Consider the following 22,323-nt stretch of genomic DNA (forward strand, 5'->3'; position numbering starts at 1 on the left):
GCCTCTCTGGTGCTTACGTGGTCAACTTGCTGATTGCGTCGAGTAGGACGCTCATGGCCAGCTGGCGCCGGTTGTCGTCGTTGATGCCGGCCACCACCGCTTCCCAAGCGGAGAGCATCGGATACCACCACTCTTGGCCGGCCTTCAGGCTTCGTGCCAGCCGTTCCAGGTGCTGAAGCTCGGTGTCGTCCAGACGCTCCGCGTGGCGCTCAATGCGCTCGACGACGACCAGCGCCGGGTTGCTGTAGATCTGGGAGTGCAGGAAGCGCAGATGTTCGAACCGGTCCACGTCGGCCCGATGCTGGGCGACGAACCGTTGCGCCTGTTCGGAGAGCCCGAGCACGACGTACACCGAGACGTCGGTGTAGTAGTGGGTGGCCAACTGTCGAGGGACTCCGAGCTGTGCGTTCACCTGGTCCTGGGCGCTGTGCAACTGTTCGGCGGGCCACTGACCGGTCAACTGTCCTGCTCGGTACATGATCTGGTCCCGCAGGTGGGCTTCCCTGTCACCGTGCCGGGCGCGGGTGGGGCGCCAGCGTGCGGTGATCGAGGCTTCGAAGTGCACGCCGGCCGTGGCGCTGGGCAGCTGGCGCGGCTGCGGGAAGATCGTCTCCCGCAGCCGCCGTCTGTTCATCAGTCGCATGGGGTCCGGGTCCAGCCATCCGGCGGGAACAGGTCATGCAGCCGAGGGTCGACGAGCTCGCGGTAGATCTCGTCCGCGACGCGGCTGCCGTTGGAGCGGCGTACGTTCCCGAGACCCTGCATGAACGCCGCACCGGCCTCGAACGACTGTTGTCGGCGAAGCAGGGCGACCACCTGCGGCTGAACCTGGAGATACGTGTCATCGTCGTGGGCGCAGGAGACCAACCAGCCGGCGGCCAGAGCCCCGCAGTCGGCTTGGTACTCGGGATCGGCGAACAGTTCCCCGAGCGCGTCGTCCAGGTCGAAGTCGAGCAGTTCCGGGTTGCCGGAGACAGGCCACGGCACAGTTGCGGAACCGGCCCGCATGAGTACGAGGAGCGCCAACTTCCCGGCGTTCGACGGAGCTCCGGCCCGCCGCCAGACCTGCACGACGGTGCCCAGCCGTGTTCGGCCGTCAGGGGTGTCGGCCAACTGCTCGAATGCCTGGAGCACGGCCACGCGGACCTCCGGTCCGGCGGGCTTCCCGCCCACCCGGCGTAGCCGGGTCATCGCCCGGCGCCGCAGTGGCTCGGGCGCGGAGTCGTCCATCAGCAGGGACCGGCAGACCTCGACCACGACCAGCTGGATGTCCACCGACTGCCGGGCCCAGTCGTACAGCAGGCCCCAGACCCGGCTGCCCACGTGCTCATTGCGGACGGCGGAGCCTGCCACGGAGATGAGGACGTCAGAGCGGTCTACCCTCACGCACAGGTGCCGCAGCTTCTCCAGCTCGCCTGTGTCCTCGTGCCGCAGAGCCAGGTCGGACAACACCCGCGCACCGGTGACGGGCAGCACGGCAGATCGGTTGGGCAACTGCACCAGCCACTGGCGCAGCACGTCGCGGATCTCGTAGTTGTCCCACACGAACGTGATCAGCGCCTCGCCGAAGCCGGGGCGGGCCAGGTCCACCCGGTCGCGGGAGTCGACCTCAGCGCCGAGATCGGTCAGCCGGCTGCGGATGCCGCGACCGGCGAGCACCGAGCTGAGCCCGCCGGGTGCCGCACCCTTGCCACCCGTCTCAGCGACGACAGACCTCTCCAACTCCCTGGCAGCTGATGCGATCTCGGAGGGCGAGCCCTGCTGGTGGACGGCGAGTGAGATCAGCAGGCAGCGGTCGGCGAGCGTCAGGGCGCGCTTCTTCGGGTCGCCGGTCGGGCCGTGCGGTGCGAGGTCGGCGAAGCATACGTTGAGTTCCTCGCGCCAGTCGCCGAGCGCCTGCTCGATCCGCTGACGCAGCACCGAGTCGAGCTGAGCAGGTGACTCGGTGCCGCGGGCCGCTTCTGCGGCTTTCGGCTCGGCCAAGCGGTACTGCCGCCATTGGGTCAGCACGGTTCCAGCGGCCCGCATGGCGTCGACGGCATCGCGGCCCCTCAGATGGTTGCGGGCCACCTCTGTCCGCACATAGGGAAGGAGCCAGCCCAGGTCAGCCGACTGCACCTGCTGCTCGACCAACTGCTGTGCGTCCGGTGGCTGGGAGAGTTCGACCACCCGCACGTTCTCGGGTGCTGACCAGGCACGGTGCTGTGCCCACAGTTCCTTGGCGACTGTGAGGATCAGTCGGGACCCCACTGCGTTCAGCCGTCCGGCGTGTTCGCCGAGACCGGCCATGAACTCTGCGGAGAGTAGATCCGACTGAGGGTCCTTCAGGTCGAGTTGACACGCGGTTCGGCCGAGGATCGGGAGCTTGCCCACCGAGGGTACCCGCCAGTCCGCAGCCAGTTGGAGCAAAGTGACGTCGGTGGGCGTGTGCTGGGCGAGCAGTTGTTGGGCGAAGATCGTGGAGCCGATATGGCGGGGCGCCACGACCACGATGACACCGGTCTTCTCGTCCAGCAGGGCAGCGGTCATCGGCCCCGACGCAACCTGTCGGGGGCTGACCGGCACGTAGTACCGAGAGTCGCGCAACGCGTCGCGGTCGAGCGGTCGGCCGCTGAGCACGTCAGGCTTGAGCTGGTTGACGGTGAGGCTGTCAGCGTGGTTGACCACCGCGCCGGCGTTCTCCACTGTCAGTAGGCGAGTTTGGGGTGGCAGCAGGACATCGACCGGACGGCGGTGCTGGAGGAGCGGGATCCAGCGCAACTCATTTGCCCAGGGCGTAGATTCGGCGAGTTCGTAGGCTTTGGTGGAGCGGTGCAGCTCGACTGGCTGCGAGTCGGAGTCCGGCGGGGGCGCCGAAGAGCGCTGGGTCGGGAACTCGTTGAGGGTCACTGGTGCTCCTGTCCGGTGTGCGGCTGCCACGTCGACGGGTTGAGGGGACCGAAGTTGTACTGCGCGCTCTGCACCTGCTTGGCCTTGTTCGTTGCCGTTCCGACCTGGCCGGTCACGCACATGAAAGGCCCTGCCGGCACGTGCCGCGACGGCTCGGTGTGTGCCGCACCGGGGCGTCCGAACGCCGGCAACCGGTCTGCGAGCGAGCGTGGGCCGACTCGCGGCACGTGCAGCCAGGCGCTCCGACTGAAGGTCCTGTTGCCCACCGTCGCCGGCACTTCGAGGAAGTCACGCGTTGAGAGCCGGGTGACGCACTCGCCTACGACGACCTGCCGGTAGACCTCGTCCGAGATGATCAGGGCGGTGTGCGAGCCTTGCTCGATCGCCACGTCGAGCCCGGCCCGGACGGCGTCACTGTCGACGTAGCGGCAGGCGTGATTGATCGCGCTGGGCAGGCGGGACTCTGGCAGCGGCCCGCGGTGGATGCTCGCCCGGATTCGTAGTTGCAGTCGGTCAGCGGGGGGAGCGTGATTCTCGCGGTGCAGGGCCTCATCCAGGTTGTGGATCAACGGGTCCATCAGCGCGCAGCTCCGGGTGGTGGGCATCAGGATGACGCAGCGGGCGCCGGTGTCCTCGACCAGTGTCCGGTCGGTCCAGATGCCACCCAGTCCGCTCTGGATGAAGACGCTGCCCAGCACGCGGTCCAGCTTGTCGCGCAGGCCCGGTAGCGCGGTCTCCCCGGCCTCGCTGAGCTCCTCGATGTCAACTACGAACAACGTCAGGTCCGGGGCCGGGTCCTGGTGGTCGACGAGTGCGAGAGTGCACATGACTGATCTCCCGTCAGAGAAGTTGCCTGAGTGGCTGATTGCTGCCGAGTCCTGGGTAGCTGTTGCTGACGCGGGTTGGGGAGCGACCAGCTTCGGGTGGGCCTGGTGACGGCGGTCCCGACCGGTGGCCGTCCTGGTAACCGGCGTCGCTGGCTTACCAACGTCGTTGCACAGAAGGACGGTTGGACGTCTTTTGCCGAAGCGCCCGGCCGGACCGGCCGATGGCGTTGAGATGATGCTAGCGCCTCTCGGTCGTACTTTGGTAGAGCTTTGGAGAAAGTCTGGGATACCATGGGGTAGCTTCGGTTGTTGTTGGTGCCCCTTGGAGTTCCTTGGTTGAGCGGGTAAGCTGGTGTGCATGGCCGAGACACTGGAGCTTCTCGAACAGCGGATCGCCGAGTTGCGGCGCGAGGTGCGCCAGGCGTCGCAGGCCGGTGACAAGCTGGCAGTACGCCGGGCCAGGGTTGAACTGCGCGCGGTTGAGCAGGCGTGGGAGGAAGCGCTCGAACGGGACGGCGCAGAGGGTCCCCCGGTGTCATCGGGGGTGGCCCCCGACTATGCGTCAGCGCCTGGGCCGCTTGCGGGAGCGACGATTCCCGTCCGGGAGCAGGTCCATCAGGCGCTCACCGTCCTGGGAGCCTGCGCCGCACCCAAATTGATCTCCGCCGTGCATGAGGCCTTCTTTAACGACGCCATCGTCACTACCAAGCTGGCCTCATTGCGGCGTGACGAGGAGCGCTCCTTCGCCGCACAGGCCTACGCGCGGCCGTACTACATCTGCGCCGCGCTCAACCACGAGGGTCTGACCTCGGCTCGCGCCCTGCTGGCTGTGTCCACTTGGACGTTGGAGCAGCGCATGCTGGGTCCGCTGGGTCCACGCATCGACTTCCTGACGCACGCCGAGCGGATAGCCGTCCATGTGCAGCGCATTCAGCAGAGTGGGCGTCAACCATCTGATGTCGCCTGGCGGTTGCTGGGGCGGTTTGCAGCCAATGTCCCGGACGGCTTTCAGGGGTCCGGCCGACCGGACCCTGAGCAGGTGGCACATGCGGCCCGGATGGAGGCGGCTGTCCACCGCGAGGTCGATGCCACGCAAAGACGTCTGGCGGCTGATCGTGCCCGGGCTCAACTCGGCGCTTCGGAGCAGCTCTTCGGCGCGCCGGTACTCGCCGAGGCGCGTCGGCTCGGGACTGATCGGCGTACTGCGGAGGGGACGGTCACCTAGTCACCCGCCAAGGTGGATTGGGTCGATTCGGGTAGAGAGTAGCCGAACGCTCAGCTAAGAAGAGGTCATGCCCACGCTCGATTCCTCAGACTGGCTTGCGCTTCTCTGCGGCTCCGCCGCACCCGAGGCGTTCACCGCGCGGAAGATCACCGCACTGACCATCAACCCGGGCTGCCGGCGGCGAGCGGTGCTCGATGCTGCTGGCGTGAACAAGACCCGACTACTCGTCCGGCTGGGCTATCCGGTGCGCGACGGCCGCTCGCCATTCGCCATCGTCCGAGGCAGGGCCTTTGAGGAGCAGGTGAAGCGGGACGGCTACGCCGCACTGATCACGCTGTTACGCGCCGCACTCGCCGTGCCGATTGCCGAGGCGGCCGTCGCTGACCTCAATGGGGCTGGTGAGACGGCTGATCTCCCCAGCCGGGCCACCAGGACGCGTCACCTGTTGCGCAGGCTCGTCGCAGGTAAGGACGAACGGCTGATCCTGGACCGTCCAGTGCTGCCGTTCACGGTGGCCGGTCGAACGGTCCACCTGGAGCCGGATGCGCTCACACACCGGATCAACGGCCGGTTCTATCTGATCGAGATCAAATCCTTCTCTGCCATCGACGGCCGGGCGGATGCCGAGAAGGTGGCCGAGGTCACCAAGCAGGCCGCCACCTATGTGCTCGCGCTACGTGCGCTGGTCCGCGCGCTTGGGGGCGATCCGGCAGATATTGCGGACGAGTACCTGCTCGTCTGCCCCAAGGACTTCAGCAACCTCCCTTTCTGTAGCCTGGTCGATCTGCGGCAGCAACTCGAGCACGTGGCGTTCCAACTCGCCCGCCTGGAAGGGGCGGACCGGCTGGCGGCGGCTCTCTTCGACGCTCTCGGCCCGGCCGCCACCCTGGACCTGTCCACCGATGCGCTTGGGAAGCCGTTCCGAGCTGATCACGAACTACGGGCCACCCTTGACGTGTTGGCCCCCCTGTTTGGCCCTGACTGTCTGGCTCACTGTGAGCTGGCCCCACATTGCCGGGCCGAGGCCACGGTGGCTGGCGAGCCGGCCCGGTTCGGCAGCACGGTGCGCGATGCGGTGCCTGGCATCGCCTCTACCGGGGCAGCGCTGCGGTTGATCAGCGGCGCCGAGGAACCCGACGAGACGCAGCGTGACGTGGTCGAGATGCTGCGCCGAGCCGAGCAGCTGCGCGAGCAGGCGCTGGGTCGGGCCCGTTCGGCCGAGGGCGGTGCGGCATGAGCACGCTGACGCTGGCGGCGCTTGCCACCCTGCACGCCGCTGAGCGCGGCCGGGCCGAGCCGATCGCCACTGTCCGGCACTGCCACCTGGCTACTCGGCCGCTGGTCCTGGTTCCCGTCCAACTGGCCGGCGAGGCCTGCGCACCGCTGGCTGCTCTGGTGGGTACGGAACGGGAGAGACCGGTGCTGCTGACAGTGCGCCAGCCCCTCTCCCGTCAGCTGAGGTTCAGGTTCGCGGCGGAGCTGGGCGAGTTGCTCACCGGCTATCTCGACTGGTGCCGCGCCGGCGGAACGGAGCGGGTGGTCCGGCGCAGAGGTGTGGTCGACCGGTACCGTGAGGCCCCTCAGCTCATTGTGCCAAACCGTGGTGGTGTCGGGTTCCTCTCGCTGCTCGGCCGCTCCACTCGGCTGCGTCGTACCAGCGGACCGCACGCGGTCAATCCGGTAGTACCGGTCCTCGGCAGCTGGCTGAGCTGGCTCGCTGACATGGCGGAGTTGCCGGGAAGTAGCCTGCTGCTCGACTTGTGCGGTGAGCTGACGGGCCAGTGGGCCAGCGGCCAGAGTGAGGCGGAGGACCTGCACCTCGGCTCGTTGTTGGCCTGGATCGCGCCCCCAGCTGGTCTCGATGGCGCCAGGGCTGCGGAATTGGCGGAGGACCCTTGGCGCTGTCCGCCGGCCGGACCGGCCACCAACCCCGACTTCGACCGCCGGTTGGCCGAGCTGATCACTGTGTACAGTCGGGCTCGGCAGGAGCGTGTGCGCGACGCGGCCGGCCTGCGCATCGACCGTGCGTTACGCGCCCAACTTGAGCCGACCTGGCAGTTGGTGTGGCAGGGCATCGACCTGCTGGGATCGGTGGTTCCGGGCGCCCGGGTGGCTCGCCGATGGGATCGGGATCGGGACGCGTTCACCCACCGGGACCGGTACTTGTTGGCCGGTGGCATGCCCCAGCCGCGCCGCGAGCGGGCGGCCGGCGCGGCCCGCCGACTGGCCCGCCTGGAGGACGCGAAGGCGCGCTTCGAGTTCGACCGTGCCCTCGACGACCCGCTGGTCCTGGCCGAGCACGAGCTGTCCGGTGATGCCTTCTCCGGCACGGTGGCGGCCGTCGAGGCCGACCGCACCGTCCCCGGGGCCGGGCCTCGGGCGCGGCCCAAGCTGCGCCCCCTGGTCACCCTTCGGCTTGCGCACTGCCAGGCCGCCCGCCTCGACGCCCACTATGTCAGCCCTGGCAGACAGGGGCAGCAGGCCGTGCTGCTCGCCGTGCGGGCGAATCCTGATGGCATGTTCGACGTGGACCTCGAACTCAGTGGTGGCCTGGGGCGGGGGCGCACTCCAGTACCGGGATCTGTGCCTCAGTGCGGGGAGTGGCTGACCTATATCCGGCATGAACCGTACATCCCGCCCGCGGACTTCCCGGACGAGAGTCAGGTGCCCTGGACCCACGGCGGCCCGGCGGCGCCGTTCCGACCAACCGATGCCGACGCCGGCGAGAACTGGGAATGACTGTGCTGTCCGGGGGTGACCGTCATGATTGATGCCGCTGCTGTTGCGCAGCGAACGGTGGCCGCAGTGCTGGCCGAGCTGGCGTCTACCGCAGAGCGCGGTGTGGTGGTCAACTCGCCACCGGGCGCTGGAAAGTCGACGCTGGTGGTGCGCGCGGCGGCGCACCTCGTGGCGCAGGGCGAGAAGCTCGTCATCGTGGCGCAGACCAACGAGCAGGTGGACGACCTGACCGACCGGCTCGCCAATGCCCAACCACGTCTGGGCATTGGCCGGTTGCACAAGCAGGACTACCGCCCGCCGCCGCGGGTGACCCGTCACTGCGGGGTGAGCGGGTCCAGTCGTGTGGCCGACCTGGCGGGCCTGCCGGTGGTGATCGCCCCCGCTGCCAAGTGGGCGCGAGTGAAGGACTTCACGCGGTCCTGGGCGATCGTCGACGAGGCCTATCAAATGCGCTCGGACCTCATGTTGCAGACTGCCAGGATCTTCCAGCGGGGCCTGTTCGTCGGGGATCCTGGCCAACTCGACCCGTTTGCCACGGTGGAAACCGACCGATGGGCTGGGCTCAGCTGGAATCCCTTGCTGAACGCGGTGGATGTCATCCTGGCTCACAATCCTGGGATCCCGGTTCACCAACTCCCGATCTCCTGGCGGTTGCCGGCATCGGCGGTCCCGTTGGTCGGACGGGCGTTCTATCCCTTCGATCCATTCGACTCGGGCACGGCCCCCGGCGACCGCAGGCTTGTCCTCGACACCCGCGGGCTGGGTCGTTCGCCGGTCGACCAGGTGCTGGACAAGGCTGCGGCGACCGGCTGGGGATTCCTCGAACTGCCCCACCGGCATACTCTGCCGACGGACCGCGAACTGGCAGGGAGTCTGGTTGAATTGGTAGTCCGGCTGATCCAGCGAGGGGCGCATTCGTTCAGCGCGCCGGATTCTGACGGGCGGCGGCTGACACCGGAGCGGATCTGTATCGGTACGGCTCGCACGAATCAGGCCGAGATGGTCCGGGCACTGCTACCCGCCGAGTACGCGGCCGTGACCGTTGCCACGGCCAATCGGCTGCAGGGCCGCGAGTTTGACGTGACCCTGGTCTGGCACCCGCTTTCCGGTCGAGCTGATGCTGGGGCGTTCCACTTGGAGACCGGTCGGCTGTGCGTCCTGCTCTCCCGGCATCGGCAGGCCTGCCTGGTAGTCGGGCGCGGCGGGATGCGCGAGTTGTTGGACCGCTACCCGTCCACCACCCCGGTGCACCTCAACATGCGACCCAAGTTCCCTGACGGCTGGCGGGCCCATCAGGGCGTCCTGGAACAGCTGTGCCAGGACGCCCATCGGGTGAAGATCGGCTGACCAGGACTCAAGGCCCAGTTTCCGCGTAGCGGACGATCTGGGCGGACAGGACCAGAATGGCGACTGTTTCGACGAAGGAGATCAGCAGGGGCATGGTGCTGCTGGTGGCGTTGCACCAGTAAGCGATGACGGCAGCGAGAGGGATGGCCGTGAATACGCTGAGGTCCACCGCACACTGAATGATCTTTCGCTGGGTGCGATGGCGGTCCCGGCGATGAGCCACCTCCCAGCCGAACAGGTTGTGCTCGGCGCCCGCCAGGGCGCTGAGTCGGGGACCGAGATCGGTCCGGATGTACCGGCCGATCGCGCTGATTTTCTGATCGTTCATCAGATATGTCCATCCCAGGACCGAGGTGGCGCCAGGGAGGATCAGGAGTAGCGAGGTGTGCCGACCCTGGACGGTTGTGACCACGACGGAGAAAAGTGCCACAAAAGTGGCGTAGAGAATTTTGTCCCGAGTTCCGATCCGTGCTTTCTGTTCGTCCTTCATCTTGTCATATTCGGCCAAGAGCAAGCTGCTGGACGGTACATCGTCGACCATTGCCATTGGAACTCCTTGGTGCACAATCCGTCTGGCGATAACGCTCATTGTGGCCCTTGGCGCCCGAGTTGGGGAGTGCCCTGGTTCATCCGATGGGGGGGTTTGCATGGTCTTCTGGATAGCTATGAGCGGCGAGGGAATCGCTTTTCTGGCGAACATATTTTCCGAGTGATTCGATCTGGCAAGGAGTTTCCTGTGCACGAAAATGAATTCGGCAGGGTTCGCCCAGTGGTGATCCTGACGGCGCTCGGGCTGGAGCACGACGCTGTCCGCACGCGCCTCACTGGACTGCGCTCAGTGTTGGACAACGGTACCCAGTTCGAGGTGGGTGAACTGCCGGGGGTTCCGACCCCGGTCGTCCTCGCCGTGGTGGGGCCGGGCAATCTGCAGACCGCAGGGCTCGCCGAGCGGGCGAGGGCTCGGTTCAAGCCCCAGGCGATCATCTTCGTCGGGGTCGCGGGCAGCCTGAAGGCCGATGTCCGGCCGGGTGACGTCGTGGTGGCCACCCGGGTCTACGCCTATGAAGGGGCGAAGCACTCACCTGATGGTGTGTCCATCCGTCCGGCCAGCTGGGAGGCCCAGCATGGCCTGCTCCAGGTCGCCCAGCATGCCCTGAGTGGCCCGGCCCTGGCCCGGAACGCCGGTGGGGTCCAGTGGATCGAGGACGATGTTCGGGTCCACTTCAAGCCCATCGCGGCGGGTGAGAGCGTGCTGAACGCGATGGACTCGCCGCTACGCCGCCGACTGGCGGAGGGGTTCAGCGACGCAGTGGCGATCGACATGGAGAGCGCGGGTCTAGCCGCGACAGCCGCGCTGGGCGGGGTGGCCGCGCTGAGTATCCGGGGAATCAGCGACCGTGCTGACGGTCAGAAGGCGGCAGCCGACGCCGCAGGTTCGCAGCCCCGCGCGGCGGTCCATGCCGCGGCTGCGGCTGTCGCCGTCATCGCCGCCCTGCCGTCGGAAGCCGCCGAAGCCGATCGAGGTCGCCTCAACACGGCTACCAGCGCACCGGCGCCGGAGCGCGGTGCCCTTCAGCTCAACACCGCGACGCACGGTGGCACGGTCCAGGCGGTCCAGGGGGGATGGTTGAACGTCTACCACTACGGGTCTGCCGGCGAGCAAGGCAGTGGTGCTCGGTGAACGGGGAGTGGGGAGCGCAGCCCGGACAGACCAATCTTGCCGACCATGGCGGCGCGGTGTACGCCGTGCAGGACGGATCGCTGACCGTCAACAACGGCGTCTCTCGGCTACCCGCACACCAGCTCTTCGACCAGTGGGAGAGCAGTGTGCGACGCGGTAACCGCCGAATGCTCCGCATTGCACCGGATCGGACGGCCGCCTTGGAGCGTACAGAGCCGTTGCGTCGGCTGACCGACGCTCTCGGTGCGGTGAGCCCCGGGCAGGTGCTCCTGGTCCGCGGTGAGCCGGGAGTCGGTAAGACGGCGCTGACCCTGCAGGCCGCAGATCAGCTGCGCGCCCGATCGGTCCGGGTGCTGGTGGCGGCACTGCCCACACTGTCCGTCCATGCCGGCGGGCTGGGGGAATTGCTGGCCGAAGCGGCGCCGCCCGGGACACCTGCGATGCCTCCTGGGCTGCTGATCCTCGACGCTGCGGAGGCTGTCCAGGAGGGCCTCGACGCACTCTGTGCGGAGGCCGTGACAGCTGCGTGGGCGGCCACGCTCACACCGGTGCTGATCAGCCGTGATGATGCTGTAGACAGCGTGCGGGACGTGGTGGAGCAGCTCGGCGGCCGGGATATCGGTGACTGCACGGTGCCGCCGCTGGACGACCATGAGATCTCCGATCTGCTCGCCCTGGCACCTGAGCTGTCCCGGCTCGCGCGCGACCCCCGGGCTCGGTGGCTGTTGCGTCGGCTCAGCGTTGTCGATCTGCTCCTGCGATCCGCCGCGCGGGGCACCGACCTGCCGGCTGTCCTGTCCAGTGAAGCGGACGTATACAGCCACGTCTGGCTCGGTCTGGTGCTCAACAACAGTCGGACCGTGCGCGGCATCGTGCCCGAGGACCGGGAGTCAGCACTCATCTCGTTGGCCGAAGGACGGCTGAGCGGTCGCCGTGTCCCGCTCCTCCCCGGCTCAGCCCTGGCAGTGCTCCGCTCGGACGGGATCCTCGCTCCGTTGGGCGCGGCATCACCGACCTCCTGCGAGGAGCATGCCTTCGCCCATGACGTGGTGCGCGACTTCGCGACGGTCAGACGACTGGTGCTGACTGATGGGCTTCCGCTGCTCGAGGAGCATGGCCCCCGGTGGGCCCTGCGCGCTGCCCGGATCTACTGTCAGGCCAGGCTGTGGCCGGGTGGCGGCTCGACCGGGACGTTCGCGCTGGGCTGGGCACAGGTGCACGGTGAGATGACACGGCTGGCGGCACGGCACGGCTCGCGCTGGGAGGAGGTGTGCTGGGAAGCGGTGCTGTCCGCCGGATGGTGCGCCGATGCCCTGGCCGCGTTGACTGAGCGGCTACTGCACGAACCGGACCTGCTTCGGCAGTTGAAGTTCCCCCCTGATCTTGGACAGCGGGTGCTTACGCTGCGGGGGGTGAAGTCGTGCTGCAGCCTGGCTCGGGTTTCGAGTGGGGTGAGGTACCCGAACTCGGGGTGCCTGCGGAGCCTGGTGCGGTTGTATTCGACTTCGATGAAGCGGAAGACGTCGGCTCGGGCCGCTTCCCGGCTGTCCCAGACGGTGGTGCCGATCTCCGCTTTCAGCAAGCCGAAGAAGCTCTCGGCTGCGGCGTTATCGTAACATATGCCGGTTCGCCCCATACTCTGTCTCAGGTTCAACTTCCTTATCTCCTGGCGGAATTCGCTACTCGTATACTCGCTGCCGCGGTCGGTGTGCATGATGCAGCCCGGCTTCAGGCCGCCCCGGCCGGCGGCCATTTTCAGGGCGTCGGTGACCAGTTCGGCGCGGTGGTGGTCGGCCATCGCGTACCCGATCACCTCGCGGGTCGCCAGGTCGATGACCGTGGCCAGATACCACCAGCCCTCGATCGTGGGCAGATATGTGATGTCGCCGACGAGCTTCGTACCGGGCCGCTTCGCGGTGAAGTCGCGGCCGATCAGGTCGGGGGCCGGGGCGGCCTTGGTGTCCTGTTTCGTCAGGTGGCGGCGCCTGCGGCGGGTGATACCCCGGATGTCGCGCTCGCGCATGATCCGCTCGACCTTCTTCCGGTTGATCGCACGGCCCGTCCGCCGCAGTGCGGCGTGCACGCGCGGGACGCCGTAGGCTCCGCGCGAGGAGGCGTGGATCTCCCTTATCTCCTGGGCCAGTTCGTCTTCTGCCCGCTGCCGCTCGGCGGCGGCCGGCCGACTGGCGAGCCAGGCGTAGTAGCTGGTGCGCGGGAGCTTCAGAACCCGGCACAACAGCGCGACACTGAAGCCGTCAGGTCTGTCCTCGGCAGCCCTCTCCGCGTCGATGAAGCGGCACAACGTGCCTACTTCATCGTCTCCTTCGCGAAGAAGGCCGCGGCTTTTTTCAAGATCTCGATCGTCTGCTGCTGTTCCCGGTTCTCCCTGCGCAGCCGCTGGAGCTCGTCCTTCTCCGCCGTCGTCAGCGCGCCTGGCGCCCCCTCGCCGCGGTCGACCTTCGCCTGTTTCACCCAGCCGCGAAGCCCCTCCGGACTCACGCCCAGCTCCCGGGCGATATCGGTGACGTTCCGATGGGGCGAGGACCGGACGAGCGCGATCGCGTCCCGCTTGAACTCCGCCGTGTACCGCTTGCTCATGTTGCTCTTGCCACTCACTACCTGGACTGCTTCCTCCGGGACTCAACCGTCCCAGTATCAAGCTGTCCAGATCAACGGGGGAACTTCAAGTTGCTCCGCTGCGCGTTGCTGCGGTTCACCGAAGGCGGTGTGGCGGACCCTCTCGTTGTCGCCCCGGTCGCCGCCTGGCTGGTCAGGCACACCGACCTTCTGCTGGGGGAGCAGGAGACGGACGCGGACCGGGTCATCCTGACCTGGCTCCGAGCCGTCGGTGAGCGGGAGGTCCTGGGAGCGGAGGTGGTGGACTTCCGGGCAACCCGGGTGCTGGTTCGTGAGGCGCTGCTCCGAGAGGTTGCCAGGTTCCCGGCGCCGACGTTCGTCGAGGCTCTTGCCCTGCTCGGCGCCGACCGGGACGAAGCCGCCGACAGAGTCCTGCGGCAGCTGGCCAGGGATCGCGCGCACGCGCTCAAGCCCGCGGTCGAGCGGCCCGACGCGACCTACTGCCTTGCCGCGACTGATCCCCAGCTGCTCGCGGAACTGGCGGCCTCCTACTACCTGTTGGCACCTGGATCAGGCTACCGCAGCGGCTGGCTCCGTGACCTTGTGCGGGAGCACGAGTTCGTTGGCTTCATCATGGGGTCACGAGCTGCTCGCCAGCGAGGCCCCTTTCTGGCGCTGATGCAACTGAGTCCCCGACACGGCCTGGCGTTGATCAGTGTCCTGCTCACCGGGGCGATCCGTGCTCAGGAAGCTGCTGCTGTCCGGGACCAGGACGAGGCCTCGGAGCGGTTGGCGCTGCAGGGCGACTTCCTGGCGACGGGCTGCCGGTCGTACCCGGGGAACTCTGACGCCTGGGCTTGGTATCGCGGAGCCCTGACGGGTCCCCAGCCCTGCATGAGCGCGTTGATGGCCCTCGAATGGTGGCTGGAGCAGGCGATCGAGGAAGGGGCAACTGTGCGTGCCGCGGCGGCGAAGGCGCTGTACAGCGTCGGCACCGTAGCCGGAGCCGGCCTCGCCTACGGCATCCTGGTGCGGCACCTCGACCAGGTCACCGACGAGTTGGACGACTTCTTGGCCACTCCCGAGGTCTGGGAGTTCGAGATTCACCGGGTGAGCATGGACCAGGTGCAGCACCGCGGCAGCGGGCCCTCCGGCGGTGAATCCCTGCTTCGCAATCCCGCTGAGATCGCTGGTTCCCTCGTGGCTCTCGCTGCTGAGCGCGGTGACAAGGCGGGATTGGCTCGGCTGCGGGCCGTCGCTGACAGGTTGCGGGCGGCGCCGGGTGGTCAGGCGATGGCGCTGAACGCCAAGATGTGGGCGGACTATCTGGACGTGGAGCGTTACAGGGCCACGCCGGACGGCTGGCTCGCGGTTCAGCCCTCCGAGGAGATCGCGCAGGAGCTGGCAGGCCATCGAGCCCAGCTGGCTCGTCGCTCGGAGTCGTACCGGCTCCGTCACCAGTACCGTGCTTGCGCTGATGTGCCGGGCCAGACGCCCGCGCCTGAGCCTGTGCTGGACACGGTGGACCCTGCCCAACTGGCTCTCGATCTCGAGTTGGCGCGGACGCTCACCGCGAGCGTGGACGAGCAGGACTGGGTCGCCTCGGATGGCGCCCATGCGGTCGCGGCTGCTGCCGTCCACGCGGCGACGTCCGGCGTGACGCTGTCAGCCGATGACCTGCACTGGGCTGTCGAACTTCTGACTGGGACAGTGCTGGATCACCGGCCACCGACGAGCGCTGCCGACCCGACTTTCCCGTGGGACGGTGCTCGGCAGGCAGCCCTTGCGCTGCCATGCGCGCTGCTACCCGCGACCGTGGATGCGCCGATGTCGGCGCTTGGCGTCCGACAGGTCGAGCGGGTCCGCTCGGCTGTTCGGTGCTGTGCGGCCCACCCGGTTCTTGACATACGCGAGTACGTGGTCGAAGGTCTGCGTCCGCTCTGGTCGATCCCCTGTCGGCCTGAATCCCGGCCCTGCCACCATGTCAGCGCCTGGGAGGCGGTGGCAGCCGGTATCGAGCTTGTGCTGGGCGAAGCCGGCGGGACCCTCACGGTGGAAACGGTGTGTCCGGCACCTTCAGCAGCAGCCGCAGCAGTGGAAGCACTGGACCGGTTGACCGGAGCTGAGGGGGCCCTCGCCACCTTGGGTACTGTGCTGCCGGCGGTCCTTGAGGCGGCCCGCACTCGGCATTGCCGGACGGCGGTGGCTAGATCCCTGCGGATGGCGACACTCCACGCCTATGCCCGCACGGCGTGTGCCTGGGCGGACGGCGGCTTCCATCGAGCCGCGGAGGACCACGCGTCCGTGGCCGCCGCACTGTTGCGTGCCGCTGAGGGGGAACCGGGTGTCCTGGTCGACCTCGTCGACCGGTTGGCCGCATCCCCGGGGGCGCTCGACCACCTCCTGCGCGCGCTGAAGACTGCCGCGACCTACCAGAGCCAGCTTGTACGACCGCTTGCGACCGTCTGGCCCCCCATCATGGAGCTGGTCCTCACCCAGCCGACGGCTGATCTTGCCGACCGTGCCCGGCGCGAGCGCACACGACTGGTGGTGGAGGTCCTCCCGGGTCCTGTGCTGTCCATGGCGGACACCGACCCCGACCGCACTCTGCGACAGGCCGCAGGCTGCTGGTTGGGGCTTGACCCGCTGATCGACCTGATCGACGCCTGGACGTTCTCGGCGGCTGGCTTCGAGTTCGCGACTGAAAGCCTCGTCGGGCTGCTCAGGACGCAGCCCGTCCAGCAGCAGCTCGACCCCGGCCTGCGCTGGGTGCGGCAGATCGCCGTCCAGGCTGACGGAACCGTCTCCTCCCTTGCCGGTCTGCTACCGAACTGGCTCCGTGAGCTGCGCCCAGCCCTGACGCTGCCAACTCGCTTCCACTACCTGGCGATCGTGGATGCCCTCGCACTGAGCAGGCACCCTGATGCCGCGGCACTGCAGCAACTCGACGAGTGAGCGGCGACCGCACGCGCCGACGCGACCGACCGAGCGGTGGCCACGGCCGGCGGTGTGCTCCCCCCGCCACCACACAGGTGATGCCCGGGGGAGCAGCGGCGGGGCGGTGGAGGTCGCGGCGGGTGGGCGGGTGACCTTGCCTGACGCGGCACTGGCTAGCGGCTGGACCGTCCCGCCGTCGGATCCGGGTCCGCCCGGCTCCCGCCGCCACTATTCCTGGAGCGTTCCGCCGTGAAACGTGTCAGTACCCTGCTGCTCTCGCTGGTCTGCTCGCTCGCCGGCGCCGCCGCGTCGGCCGCGCCCTCCTACGCGGTGGACGACGGCGTGTACGTCATCCGCGACCTCGCCACCGGCAGTTGCCTGACTCCCGGCGCCCGGAGCGCGTCGGTGGGCGGGGTGCCCGCCGTGCTCGGTTCCCGCACCCGGTGGCGGGTCGAGAACGAGCGTCCGGGGCAGGCCATCCTGCTGGACCTCACCACCTCCGAGCGCGACATCAGGTGCCTCGACCGCGACCTGCCGAACAAGCTGCTCGTGTACCCGTGCGTGGCCCCGCAGCGGTGGTTCGTGCCGACCGACGCCGGAGTGCCCAGCAAGCTGCGCAACGTCGAGACGGGGTTGTGCGCCACCATCCTCCCCGGCAGCAACGGCACGCTCCATCCCTGTGATGCGGCGACCACCTGGCGCTTCGAGCGCGTCCAGCCGGGCGGCGCGCCGGGCCCCCGCGACAGGTGAGGGACGGAACGCGGCCGACCCGTCGGGCTCAGCGCAGCTTCGACCGACCGCCGCCGGGCGCCTTCGCACCGCGCCGGGTGCGCGCCGGGCGGGACGGGCGGACGTCGGGCCGGGCCGGCTCCTCCTCGAGGGCGGGGGGCGCGGCACGCCGGCGGGCGGCGAGCAGCGCGAGGGCGGCGGCTGAGGGCGGCTCGCTGATGCCGCGCTCGCGCATCACGCTCTGGTGCTCGGTGCACCAGAGCGGGCTGGCCGGGCTGCCGTCCCCGTAGACGAGGCCCTCGGGCGGCAGGTAGTGGATTCCGCACTCGGTGCACTGGAAGACAGCTCGCATCTCAGTTCACATGGCCTTTCCCGCCGCAGTGGTCGCAGGGTGAGAGGTAGCTCTCCGCCTTGGGCTGCTGCCGGCCGTCGGGGCCGGTCTCGACGGTGTACCGGAGCTTCTCCGTGACACCGCTGCCGCCGCAGCGCGGGCAGGTCTGCTGACTCATGGCGCTGACGCTACCGCTGGTCCCCGGGGCGCGGGAGGGGTTTCACCCGGTCGAGGGACGAAACCGGTGGGCGGGAGTGCTCAGAGCCACTGGTGGATGGCGGCGGCCGCCTCGTCGAAGCCGATCCGTTCGGTCAGCTGTTCCCCGGGCGGGATGTAGGAGTTGGCGAACAGCTCGTACACGCCGCTCGAGCCGACCGAGAGCAGGTCCCTGAACGGCACGCGCAGCACGGTCCGCAGGTACTCCGGCGGCATGCCGCCCAGACTGAAGACGTCGGCGGCGTGCAGCGTGCGTACGGTGCCGCGCACGCGGTCGAAGAACATCGGGGTGCCGGCGATCAGCCCGCCGGTGTCGATCCGGCCGATCAGCTCCGCCTCCACCGGATCCCCGTGGCGCCGCAGCAGTTCGGTCCACCCGCGCTGCAACTGGCCGATGTAGACCAGGGAACCGGGCCCCACCAGCGGCCGCACGCCGAGGTGCAGCAGCACGCTCATGCAGAGCGCCACCGAGGGGATGATCTCCTCACGCTCCAGGTGGTCGGCGATGGCGCCGGGTTCCAGGGGGACGCTGAGGTCCGAGAAGCGCGGGTCGGCCGGGACCAGGGAGGAGCCGTCGACGAACATCCGCAGCAGCTCGGGCCGGCCCGGGTACTTGCGCCAGAAGAAGTGGGTGCCCTTCCCGGCCGCCTCGTCCCAGGCGATCACGACGCCCCGGAAGGCGGCCAGCACCTCGCGCCGGAAGTCCGCATCGAAGAGGGCGGCGGACAGGAAGTTGGCGCGGGGCAGGAGTTCCAGCAGGCATTCACGCGTCACGTCCTCGGCGGTCGCGTAGAGCAGCTCCGGCAGGGTCGCGCGCAGTGGTTCGGCGAAGAGCAGCGGCCAGGTGCTGCGCAGCGCCACGGTGAGCTGGTCCCGGTGGCGGCCGGTGTGGGAGTAGTCCAGACCGTTCAGGAACAGCTGATATTCCGTCAGGAACTGCTGGTCGCACGGACTGTAGCGGTCCCAGCGCTTGATGGCGCGCAGCCGCTCCACGAAGTCGAAGCGCCTGCTGCCGGTGTAGTAGATCGCGTCCCGGTGCTGCTTGGCCGTGAAGTAGGGGACCGTCTCCTCGCGGAACCGGAAGCCGCCGCGCATATAGGAGTTGCCGGGTGCCACGTTGCTGCAGGAGAAGGTGATGATCGGCCGGCGGTCGTCGCCGCCCAGCAGCCGATCCGCGTTGGCGATGATGTTGGTGCCCAGCAGCAGTGGGTGGTTGAGGAGTTGGTGGTGGTCGACGATGTTCATCGCCGTCACGTCCGCCGCCTCGATGCGGACCCGCGCCGCCGGACCGAGCGCCTGGCGCAGGACCGTGCGGACGGCGCGGGCCAGCAGCTCGTGCCGCTCGGCGTGCGCGGGGTCGGCCCCGGTCGCGTGCAGGCCGGCCGCGTACTCGCCCAGCGGGGCGTCGATCTCGAAGTACGGTGCCATGGGCGGCACATACCGCCGGATCTGCCCCACCACGGCCTCGACGTCCGCCCTGGTCCGCCGCTCGCTCATGGCCGCTCCCGTCCGGCCGCGCGGGCGGCGGCCACCATGGCCTGACCCGCGCTGAGACCGCCGTCGTTGGTTGGGATGCGGCTGTGGGTGTGGACCCGCAGGCCGGCCCGGGTGAGTTCCTGTTCGGACCTGATCAGCAGGTGCTGGTTGAGGAACACGCCACCGCTGAGCACCACGTCGCGCAGCCCGCTCTCGTGCGACAGCCGCAGGCAGGTCTCCAGCACCGCGTGCACCACGCTCTCGTGGAAGGCCCGGCTGAGCTGCGCCGGGGACCGGTCCGGGTCGCCGAGCTCCGCCACCAGGGCTTCCAGCCAGGGCCGGTGATCGATCACCAGGCAGTCACCCGCCGGCCGCAGCCGCACCGGCCAGGGCGTGACCGGCGTCTGGTCCCAGGCGATCAACTGCTCGAGTTCGATGGCCGCCTGGCCCTCGTAGCCGACCCGCTCGCAGACGCCGAGCAGCGCGGAGACGGCATCGAAGAGCCGTCCCATGCTGGAGGTCTCGGGCGCGCTGACGCCCCGCTCGGCCATCCTCAGCAGGACGCCGACCTCGAAGGGGTCCCGCCGGCGCAGCAGGTCCAGCGGCAACCGTGCCGCGTCCGGCCCGAAGTGCTGGCCCAGCAGGGCGATGGCGATCCGGTCGGGCTCCCGCACGGCCCGGTCGCCGCCGGGCAGCCGGAAGCGGGCCAGGTGGGCCTTGCGCTCGAAGCCGCGGTAGTCGCCGATCAGGAACTCGCCTCCCCAGATCGTGCCGTCGGGGCCGTAGCCGGTGCCGTCGAACACTACCCCGATCACCGGCCGGTCCAGCCCGTTGTCCGCCATGCAGGCGGCCATGTGGGCGTGGTGGTGCTGGACGGCGACCAAGGTCACGTCCTGGCAGGCGGCGGCGTAGCGGGTGCTGTGGAAGTCGGGGTGCAGGTCGTGGGCGACGTACCGCGGCGTCACGCCGAACAGGGTGCGCAGCCGGGTGATGGTCTCGGCGAAGAACTCCTGGTTCGCCACGCTCTTGAGGTCGCCGATGTGCTGGCTGACGTAGAGGTTGCCGCCCTCGCCCAGGCAGACGGTGTTCTTGAGCTCCGCGCCGAGGGCGAGGACGGGTGGCACGGGGAAGGGCGTCGGCAGCGGGTCGGGGACGTAGCCGCGGGCGCGGCGCACGAAGCTGACCTTCGGGTCGAGGGTGCTGTGCACGATCCGGGCGATCGAGTCGTCCACCCGGGTGTGGATCTCCCGGTCGTGCACCAGGAGCGCGTCCAGGCCCCGCAGCGAGCCCAGCGCCTCCTGCTCGGTGCGGACCATGGGCTCGTCCGGGGCGTTGGCGCTGGTCGCGATGAGCACCGGCCCGGCGGCGGCGAGCAGCAGGTGCTGCAGCGGCGTGGCCGGCAGCATGAAGCCGAGCGTGCTGGAGCCCGGGGCGATGTCCGGCGCCAGTCCGCTGTCCGGCCGGGCCCGCAGCAGCACGATCGGCCGCCCCGGAGATTCCAGCAGGCGCCGTTCCCGCTCGTCCAGCACGGTGTGCACGGCGACCGTCGCGCTGTCCCGCCCGAGCAGCGCGAAGGGCTTGCCGCCGCGCTCCTTGCGGGCCCGCAGCTCGGCCACCGCGCGGAGGCTGGTCGGATCGGCCATCAACTGGTAGCCGCCCAGGGCCTTGACCGCCAGGATCCGGCCCGCACCCAGCAGGGCGGCGGCCGCGGCCACCGGGTCGGGTGTGTCGACCTCGGAGCCGTCCGGGAGCAGCAGCCGCACCTGCGGGCCGCAGGTCCAGCAGGCGTTCGGCTGGGCGTGGAAGCGCCGGTCGGCAGGCGAGTGGTACTCGGCCAGGCACTGCGGGCACATCGCGAAGTCCGCCATGGTGGTCCGCGGGCGGTCGTAGGGGACGGACCGGATGATGCTGTACCGCGGGCCGCAGTTGGTGCAGTTGAGCAGCGGGTAGCCGTGGCGCCGGTCGCCCGGGTCGAACAGCTCCCGCGCGCAGTCGGCGCAGGTGTGGCTGTCGGGGGTGACCAGCGCTCCGCCGGCGCCGCTCGACTCGCTGCGGCGGATGGTGAAGGAGGCCGACCAGTCCCGCACCGGTTCCTCGGCGACCACCGTGCAGGCGTCGACCCGGGCCAGCTCCGGCAGCCGCTCGAGCAGGTCGGCACCGAACAGGTCGGCCGCCGCGCGCGGGCCTTCGACGCAGATCGTCACGCCCTGGCTGTCGTTGCGCACCCAGCCGCCGAGCAGGTGCTGGGTGGCCAGGCGGTACACGTAGGGCCGAAAACCCACGCCCTGCACGAAGCCGGTGACCTCGAGCGTGCGGCGGACCGCCTCGGCGCTCATCAGCAGAGCCTTGGCAACTGGGCTCCGTAGAGCAGGTCGACGGTGCTGCGCCGGCCGTCCGCGCCGAGCAGCCGCACGGTGCCCGGTGCGCCCGCCACGACCTGTCCGACCACCGCGGCCCGCGCGGTCTCGGGGTGGGCGTGCAGCGCGTCCAGGGCGGCCGTCGCCTGCTCGGGCGCGACGACCAGGCAGAGGTTGCCCTCGTTGGCGAGGTACATCACGTCCACCCCCAGCATGTCGGCCGCCATCGCCGTCTCCGGCCGGATCGGCAGGGCCGACTCGAGGAGTTCGACGGCGGTGGCCGAGGCCTGGGCGAACTCGTTGACGACCGTGCCCAGTCCGCCGCGGGTGATGTCGCGCAGGCAGCGCACACCCGCGCCGCACGCGTCCAGGACATCCGCTACGACGTGGTTGAGCACGGCGCAGTCGCTGCGCACCCGCTGCTCGAAGCCGAGCCCTTCGCGCAGCGAGAGGAGGTGGATGCTGTGGTCGCCGAGGAAGCCGGTGACGATGACCTGGTCGCCGACCCGCAGGGTCCGGCTGGACAGCGTGTGCGGGCGTTCGACCAGGCCGACACCGGCGGTGTTGAGGAAGATCCCGTCGGCCTCGCCGCGCCGGACCACCTTGGTGTCGCCCGCCACGATCCGCACGCCCGCGGCTCGGGCGGTGTCCCGCACGGAGTGCAGGATCCGCCGCAGGGCCTCGAGTTCGAAGCCCTCCTCCAGCACGATCGCCAGCGTCAGGTAGAGCGGGCGCGCGCCGCTCACCGCGAGGTCGTTGACGGTGCCGGCGACGGCGATCTTCCCGATGTCGCCGCCGTCGAAGAAGACGGGGTCGACCACGAAGGAGTCGGTCGTCATGGCGATGCGGGTGCCCGTGAGCTCCAGCACCGCGCTGTCCTCCATCTCACCGATGTAGGTGTCGCCGAGAATCCGCGCGATGGTTCCGGTGATGAGCTCCTGGCTCATGCCGCCGCCGGCTCCGTGGTCCAGGACGACCTTCTCGGTCACTGC

The 22,323-nt window shown here is 69.3% G+C and carries 18 protein-coding genes and 1 pseudogene; 8 read left to right on the forward strand and 11 right to left on the reverse strand.

Annotated elements, in window-relative coordinates; all coding sequences use genetic code 11:
* Nucleotides 1-13: 13 nt before the first annotated feature.
* From OG403_RS35265 to OG403_RS35275, 3 genes are read right to left on the reverse strand one after another with little or no spacing between them, the layout of a single operon-like run.
* Nucleotides 14-643, reverse strand: coding sequence for a hypothetical protein (locus OG403_RS35265; protein ID WP_329571722.1), 630 nt, complete (start codon nucleotides 641-643; stop codon nucleotides 14-16).
* On the reverse strand, nucleotides 634-2,889 hold the full coding sequence (locus OG403_RS35270) for a hypothetical protein (protein ID WP_329571724.1): 2,256 nt from the start codon (nucleotides 2,887-2,889) through the stop codon (nucleotides 634-636). Before OG403_RS35270 ends, OG403_RS35265 begins: the two co-directional genes overlap by 10 nt.
* Nucleotides 2,886-3,716, reverse strand: a complete 831-nt coding sequence (locus OG403_RS35275; protein ID WP_329571726.1) for a hypothetical protein — start codon at nucleotides 3,714-3,716, stop codon at nucleotides 2,886-2,888. The genes OG403_RS35270 and OG403_RS35275 overlap by 4 nt, the downstream gene beginning before the upstream one ends.
* 358 nt (nucleotides 3,717-4,074) lie before the next feature.
* Between OG403_RS35275 and OG403_RS35280 the strand changes: the two genes are divergently transcribed.
* From OG403_RS35280 to OG403_RS35295, 4 genes are all read left to right on the forward strand, one after another.
* Nucleotides 4,075-4,941 carry a hypothetical protein gene (locus tag OG403_RS35280; protein WP_329571728.1) on the forward strand — a complete coding sequence of 289 codons (867 nt, stop codon included), beginning with the start codon at nucleotides 4,075-4,077 and terminating at the stop codon, nucleotides 4,939-4,941.
* 67 nt (nucleotides 4,942-5,008) lie between these two features.
* Complete coding sequence (locus OG403_RS35285) at nucleotides 5,009-6,178, forward strand: hypothetical protein (RefSeq protein ID WP_329571729.1); 1,170 nt, start codon at nucleotides 5,009-5,011, stop codon at nucleotides 6,176-6,178.
* Between the two features lie 182 nt (nucleotides 6,179-6,360).
* Entirely contained in the window at nucleotides 6,361-7,680 is a 1,320-nt protein-coding gene (locus tag OG403_RS35290) for a hypothetical protein (protein ID WP_329571730.1), read from the forward strand.
* A 66-nt stretch (nucleotides 7,681-7,746) separates the two neighbouring features.
* Nucleotides 7,747-9,027, forward strand: a complete 1,281-nt coding sequence (locus OG403_RS35295; protein ID WP_329571732.1) for an AAA family ATPase — start codon at nucleotides 7,747-7,749, stop codon at nucleotides 9,025-9,027.
* Nucleotides 9,028-9,034: 7 nt separating this feature from the next.
* Here the strand turns inward: OG403_RS35295 and OG403_RS35300 are convergent, their stop codons facing one another.
* Entirely contained in the window at nucleotides 9,035-9,574 is a 540-nt protein-coding gene (locus tag OG403_RS35300) for a hypothetical protein (protein ID WP_329571734.1), read from the reverse strand.
* Between the two features lie 189 nt (nucleotides 9,575-9,763).
* Between OG403_RS35300 and OG403_RS35305 the strand changes: the two genes are divergently transcribed.
* On the forward strand, nucleotides 9,764-10,708 hold the full coding sequence (locus tag OG403_RS35305; protein WP_329571736.1) for a 5'-methylthioadenosine/S-adenosylhomocysteine nucleosidase family protein: 945 nt from the start codon (nucleotides 9,764-9,766) through the stop codon (nucleotides 10,706-10,708).
* Between the two features lie 167 nt (nucleotides 10,709-10,875).
* Nucleotides 10,876-11,382 (forward strand): annotated as a pseudogene (locus OG403_RS36825) (AAA family ATPase); the annotation flags it as partial.
* Between the two features lie 479 nt (nucleotides 11,383-11,861).
* On the opposite strand, the gene OG403_RS36830 reads toward OG403_RS36825, so the two are convergent.
* Together OG403_RS36830 and OG403_RS35315 are read right to left on the reverse strand one after the other, a co-directional pair.
* Nucleotides 11,862-13,010 carry an IS3 family transposase gene (locus OG403_RS36830; RefSeq protein WP_442911034.1) on the reverse strand — a complete coding sequence of 383 codons (1,149 nt, stop codon included), beginning with the start codon at nucleotides 13,008-13,010 and terminating at the stop codon, nucleotides 11,862-11,864.
* Between the two features lie 5 nt (nucleotides 13,011-13,015).
* A complete protein-coding gene (locus tag OG403_RS35315; RefSeq protein ID WP_329561174.1) occupies nucleotides 13,016-13,324 on the reverse strand; it encodes a transposase in 309 nt (102 codons plus the stop codon).
* Between the two features lie 111 nt (nucleotides 13,325-13,435).
* Here OG403_RS35315 and OG403_RS35320 point away from each other — a divergent pair, with 111 nt between their 5' ends.
* Complete coding sequence (locus OG403_RS35320) at nucleotides 13,436-16,240, forward strand: hypothetical protein (protein WP_329571740.1); 2,805 nt, start codon at nucleotides 13,436-13,438, stop codon at nucleotides 16,238-16,240.
* Nucleotides 16,241-16,471: 231 nt separating this feature from the next.
* Nucleotides 16,472-16,972: a hypothetical protein gene (locus OG403_RS35325; protein WP_329571742.1), complete on the forward strand. Its 501-nt coding sequence runs from the start codon at nucleotides 16,472-16,474 to the stop codon at nucleotides 16,970-16,972.
* 28 nt (nucleotides 16,973-17,000) lie between these two features.
* Here OG403_RS35325 and OG403_RS35330 read toward each other — a convergent pair whose 3' ends face one another.
* The 5 genes from OG403_RS35330 to hypE form a co-directional block, all read right to left on the reverse strand.
* The gene (locus OG403_RS35330; RefSeq protein WP_329571744.1) at nucleotides 17,001-17,303 is read right to left on the reverse strand and encodes a hypothetical protein; all 303 of its coding nucleotides are present in this window, start codon (nucleotides 17,301-17,303) and stop codon (nucleotides 17,001-17,003) included.
* 1 nt (nucleotide 17,304) lies between these two features.
* Nucleotides 17,305-17,460: a hypothetical protein gene (locus OG403_RS35335; RefSeq protein WP_329571746.1), complete on the reverse strand. Its 156-nt coding sequence runs from the start codon at nucleotides 17,458-17,460 to the stop codon at nucleotides 17,305-17,307.
* Nucleotides 17,461-17,540: 80 nt separating this feature from the next.
* A complete protein-coding gene (locus OG403_RS35340) occupies nucleotides 17,541-18,995 on the reverse strand; it encodes a hypothetical protein (protein WP_329571747.1) in 1,455 nt (484 codons plus the stop codon).
* Complete coding sequence (hypF, locus tag OG403_RS35345; protein WP_329571749.1) at nucleotides 18,992-21,310, reverse strand: carbamoyltransferase HypF; 2,319 nt, start codon at nucleotides 21,308-21,310, stop codon at nucleotides 18,992-18,994. The genes OG403_RS35340 and hypF overlap by 4 nt, the downstream gene beginning before the upstream one ends.
* Complete coding sequence (gene hypE, locus OG403_RS35350) at nucleotides 21,310-22,320, reverse strand: hydrogenase expression/formation protein HypE (RefSeq protein WP_329571751.1); 1,011 nt, start codon at nucleotides 22,318-22,320, stop codon at nucleotides 21,310-21,312. Before hypE ends, hypF begins: the two co-directional genes overlap by 1 nt.
* Nucleotides 22,321-22,323 lie beyond the last annotated feature (3 nt).

The organism is Kitasatospora sp. NBC_01266 (assembly GCF_036242395.1).
In the GTDB taxonomy this organism is placed as follows: domain Bacteria; phylum Actinomycetota; class Actinomycetes; order Streptomycetales; family Streptomycetaceae; genus Kitasatospora.

Coding starts and splice junctions, on each gene's coding strand:
- OG403_RS35265 (WP_329571722.1), bottom strand. CDS start 643: ATGCGACTGATGAACAGACGGCGGCTGCGGGAGACGATCTTCCCGCAG.
- OG403_RS35275 (WP_329571726.1), bottom strand. CDS start 3,716: ATGTGCACTCTCGCACTCGTCGACCACCAGGACCCGGCCCCGGACCTG.
- OG403_RS35280 (WP_329571728.1), top strand. CDS start 4,075: ATGGCCGAGACACTGGAGCTTCTCGAACAGCGGATCGCCGAGTTGCGG.
- OG403_RS35285 (WP_329571729.1), top strand. CDS start 5,009: ATGCCCACGCTCGATTCCTCAGACTGGCTTGCGCTTCTCTGCGGCTCC.
- OG403_RS35300 (WP_329571734.1), bottom strand. CDS start 9,574: ATGGCAATGGTCGACGATGTACCGTCCAGCAGCTTGCTCTTGGCCGAA.
- OG403_RS35330 (WP_329571744.1), bottom strand. CDS start 17,303: ATGCGAGCTGTCTTCCAGTGCACCGAGTGCGGAATCCACTACCTGCCG.
- OG403_RS35335 (WP_329571746.1), bottom strand. CDS start 17,460: ATGAGTCAGCAGACCTGCCCGCGCTGCGGCGGCAGCGGTGTCACGGAG.
- OG403_RS35340 (WP_329571747.1), bottom strand. CDS start 18,995: ATGAGCGAGCGGCGGACCAGGGCGGACGTCGAGGCCGTGGTGGGGCAG.
- hypF (WP_329571749.1), bottom strand. CDS start 21,310: ATGAGCGCCGAGGCGGTCCGCCGCACGCTCGAGGTCACCGGCTTCGTG.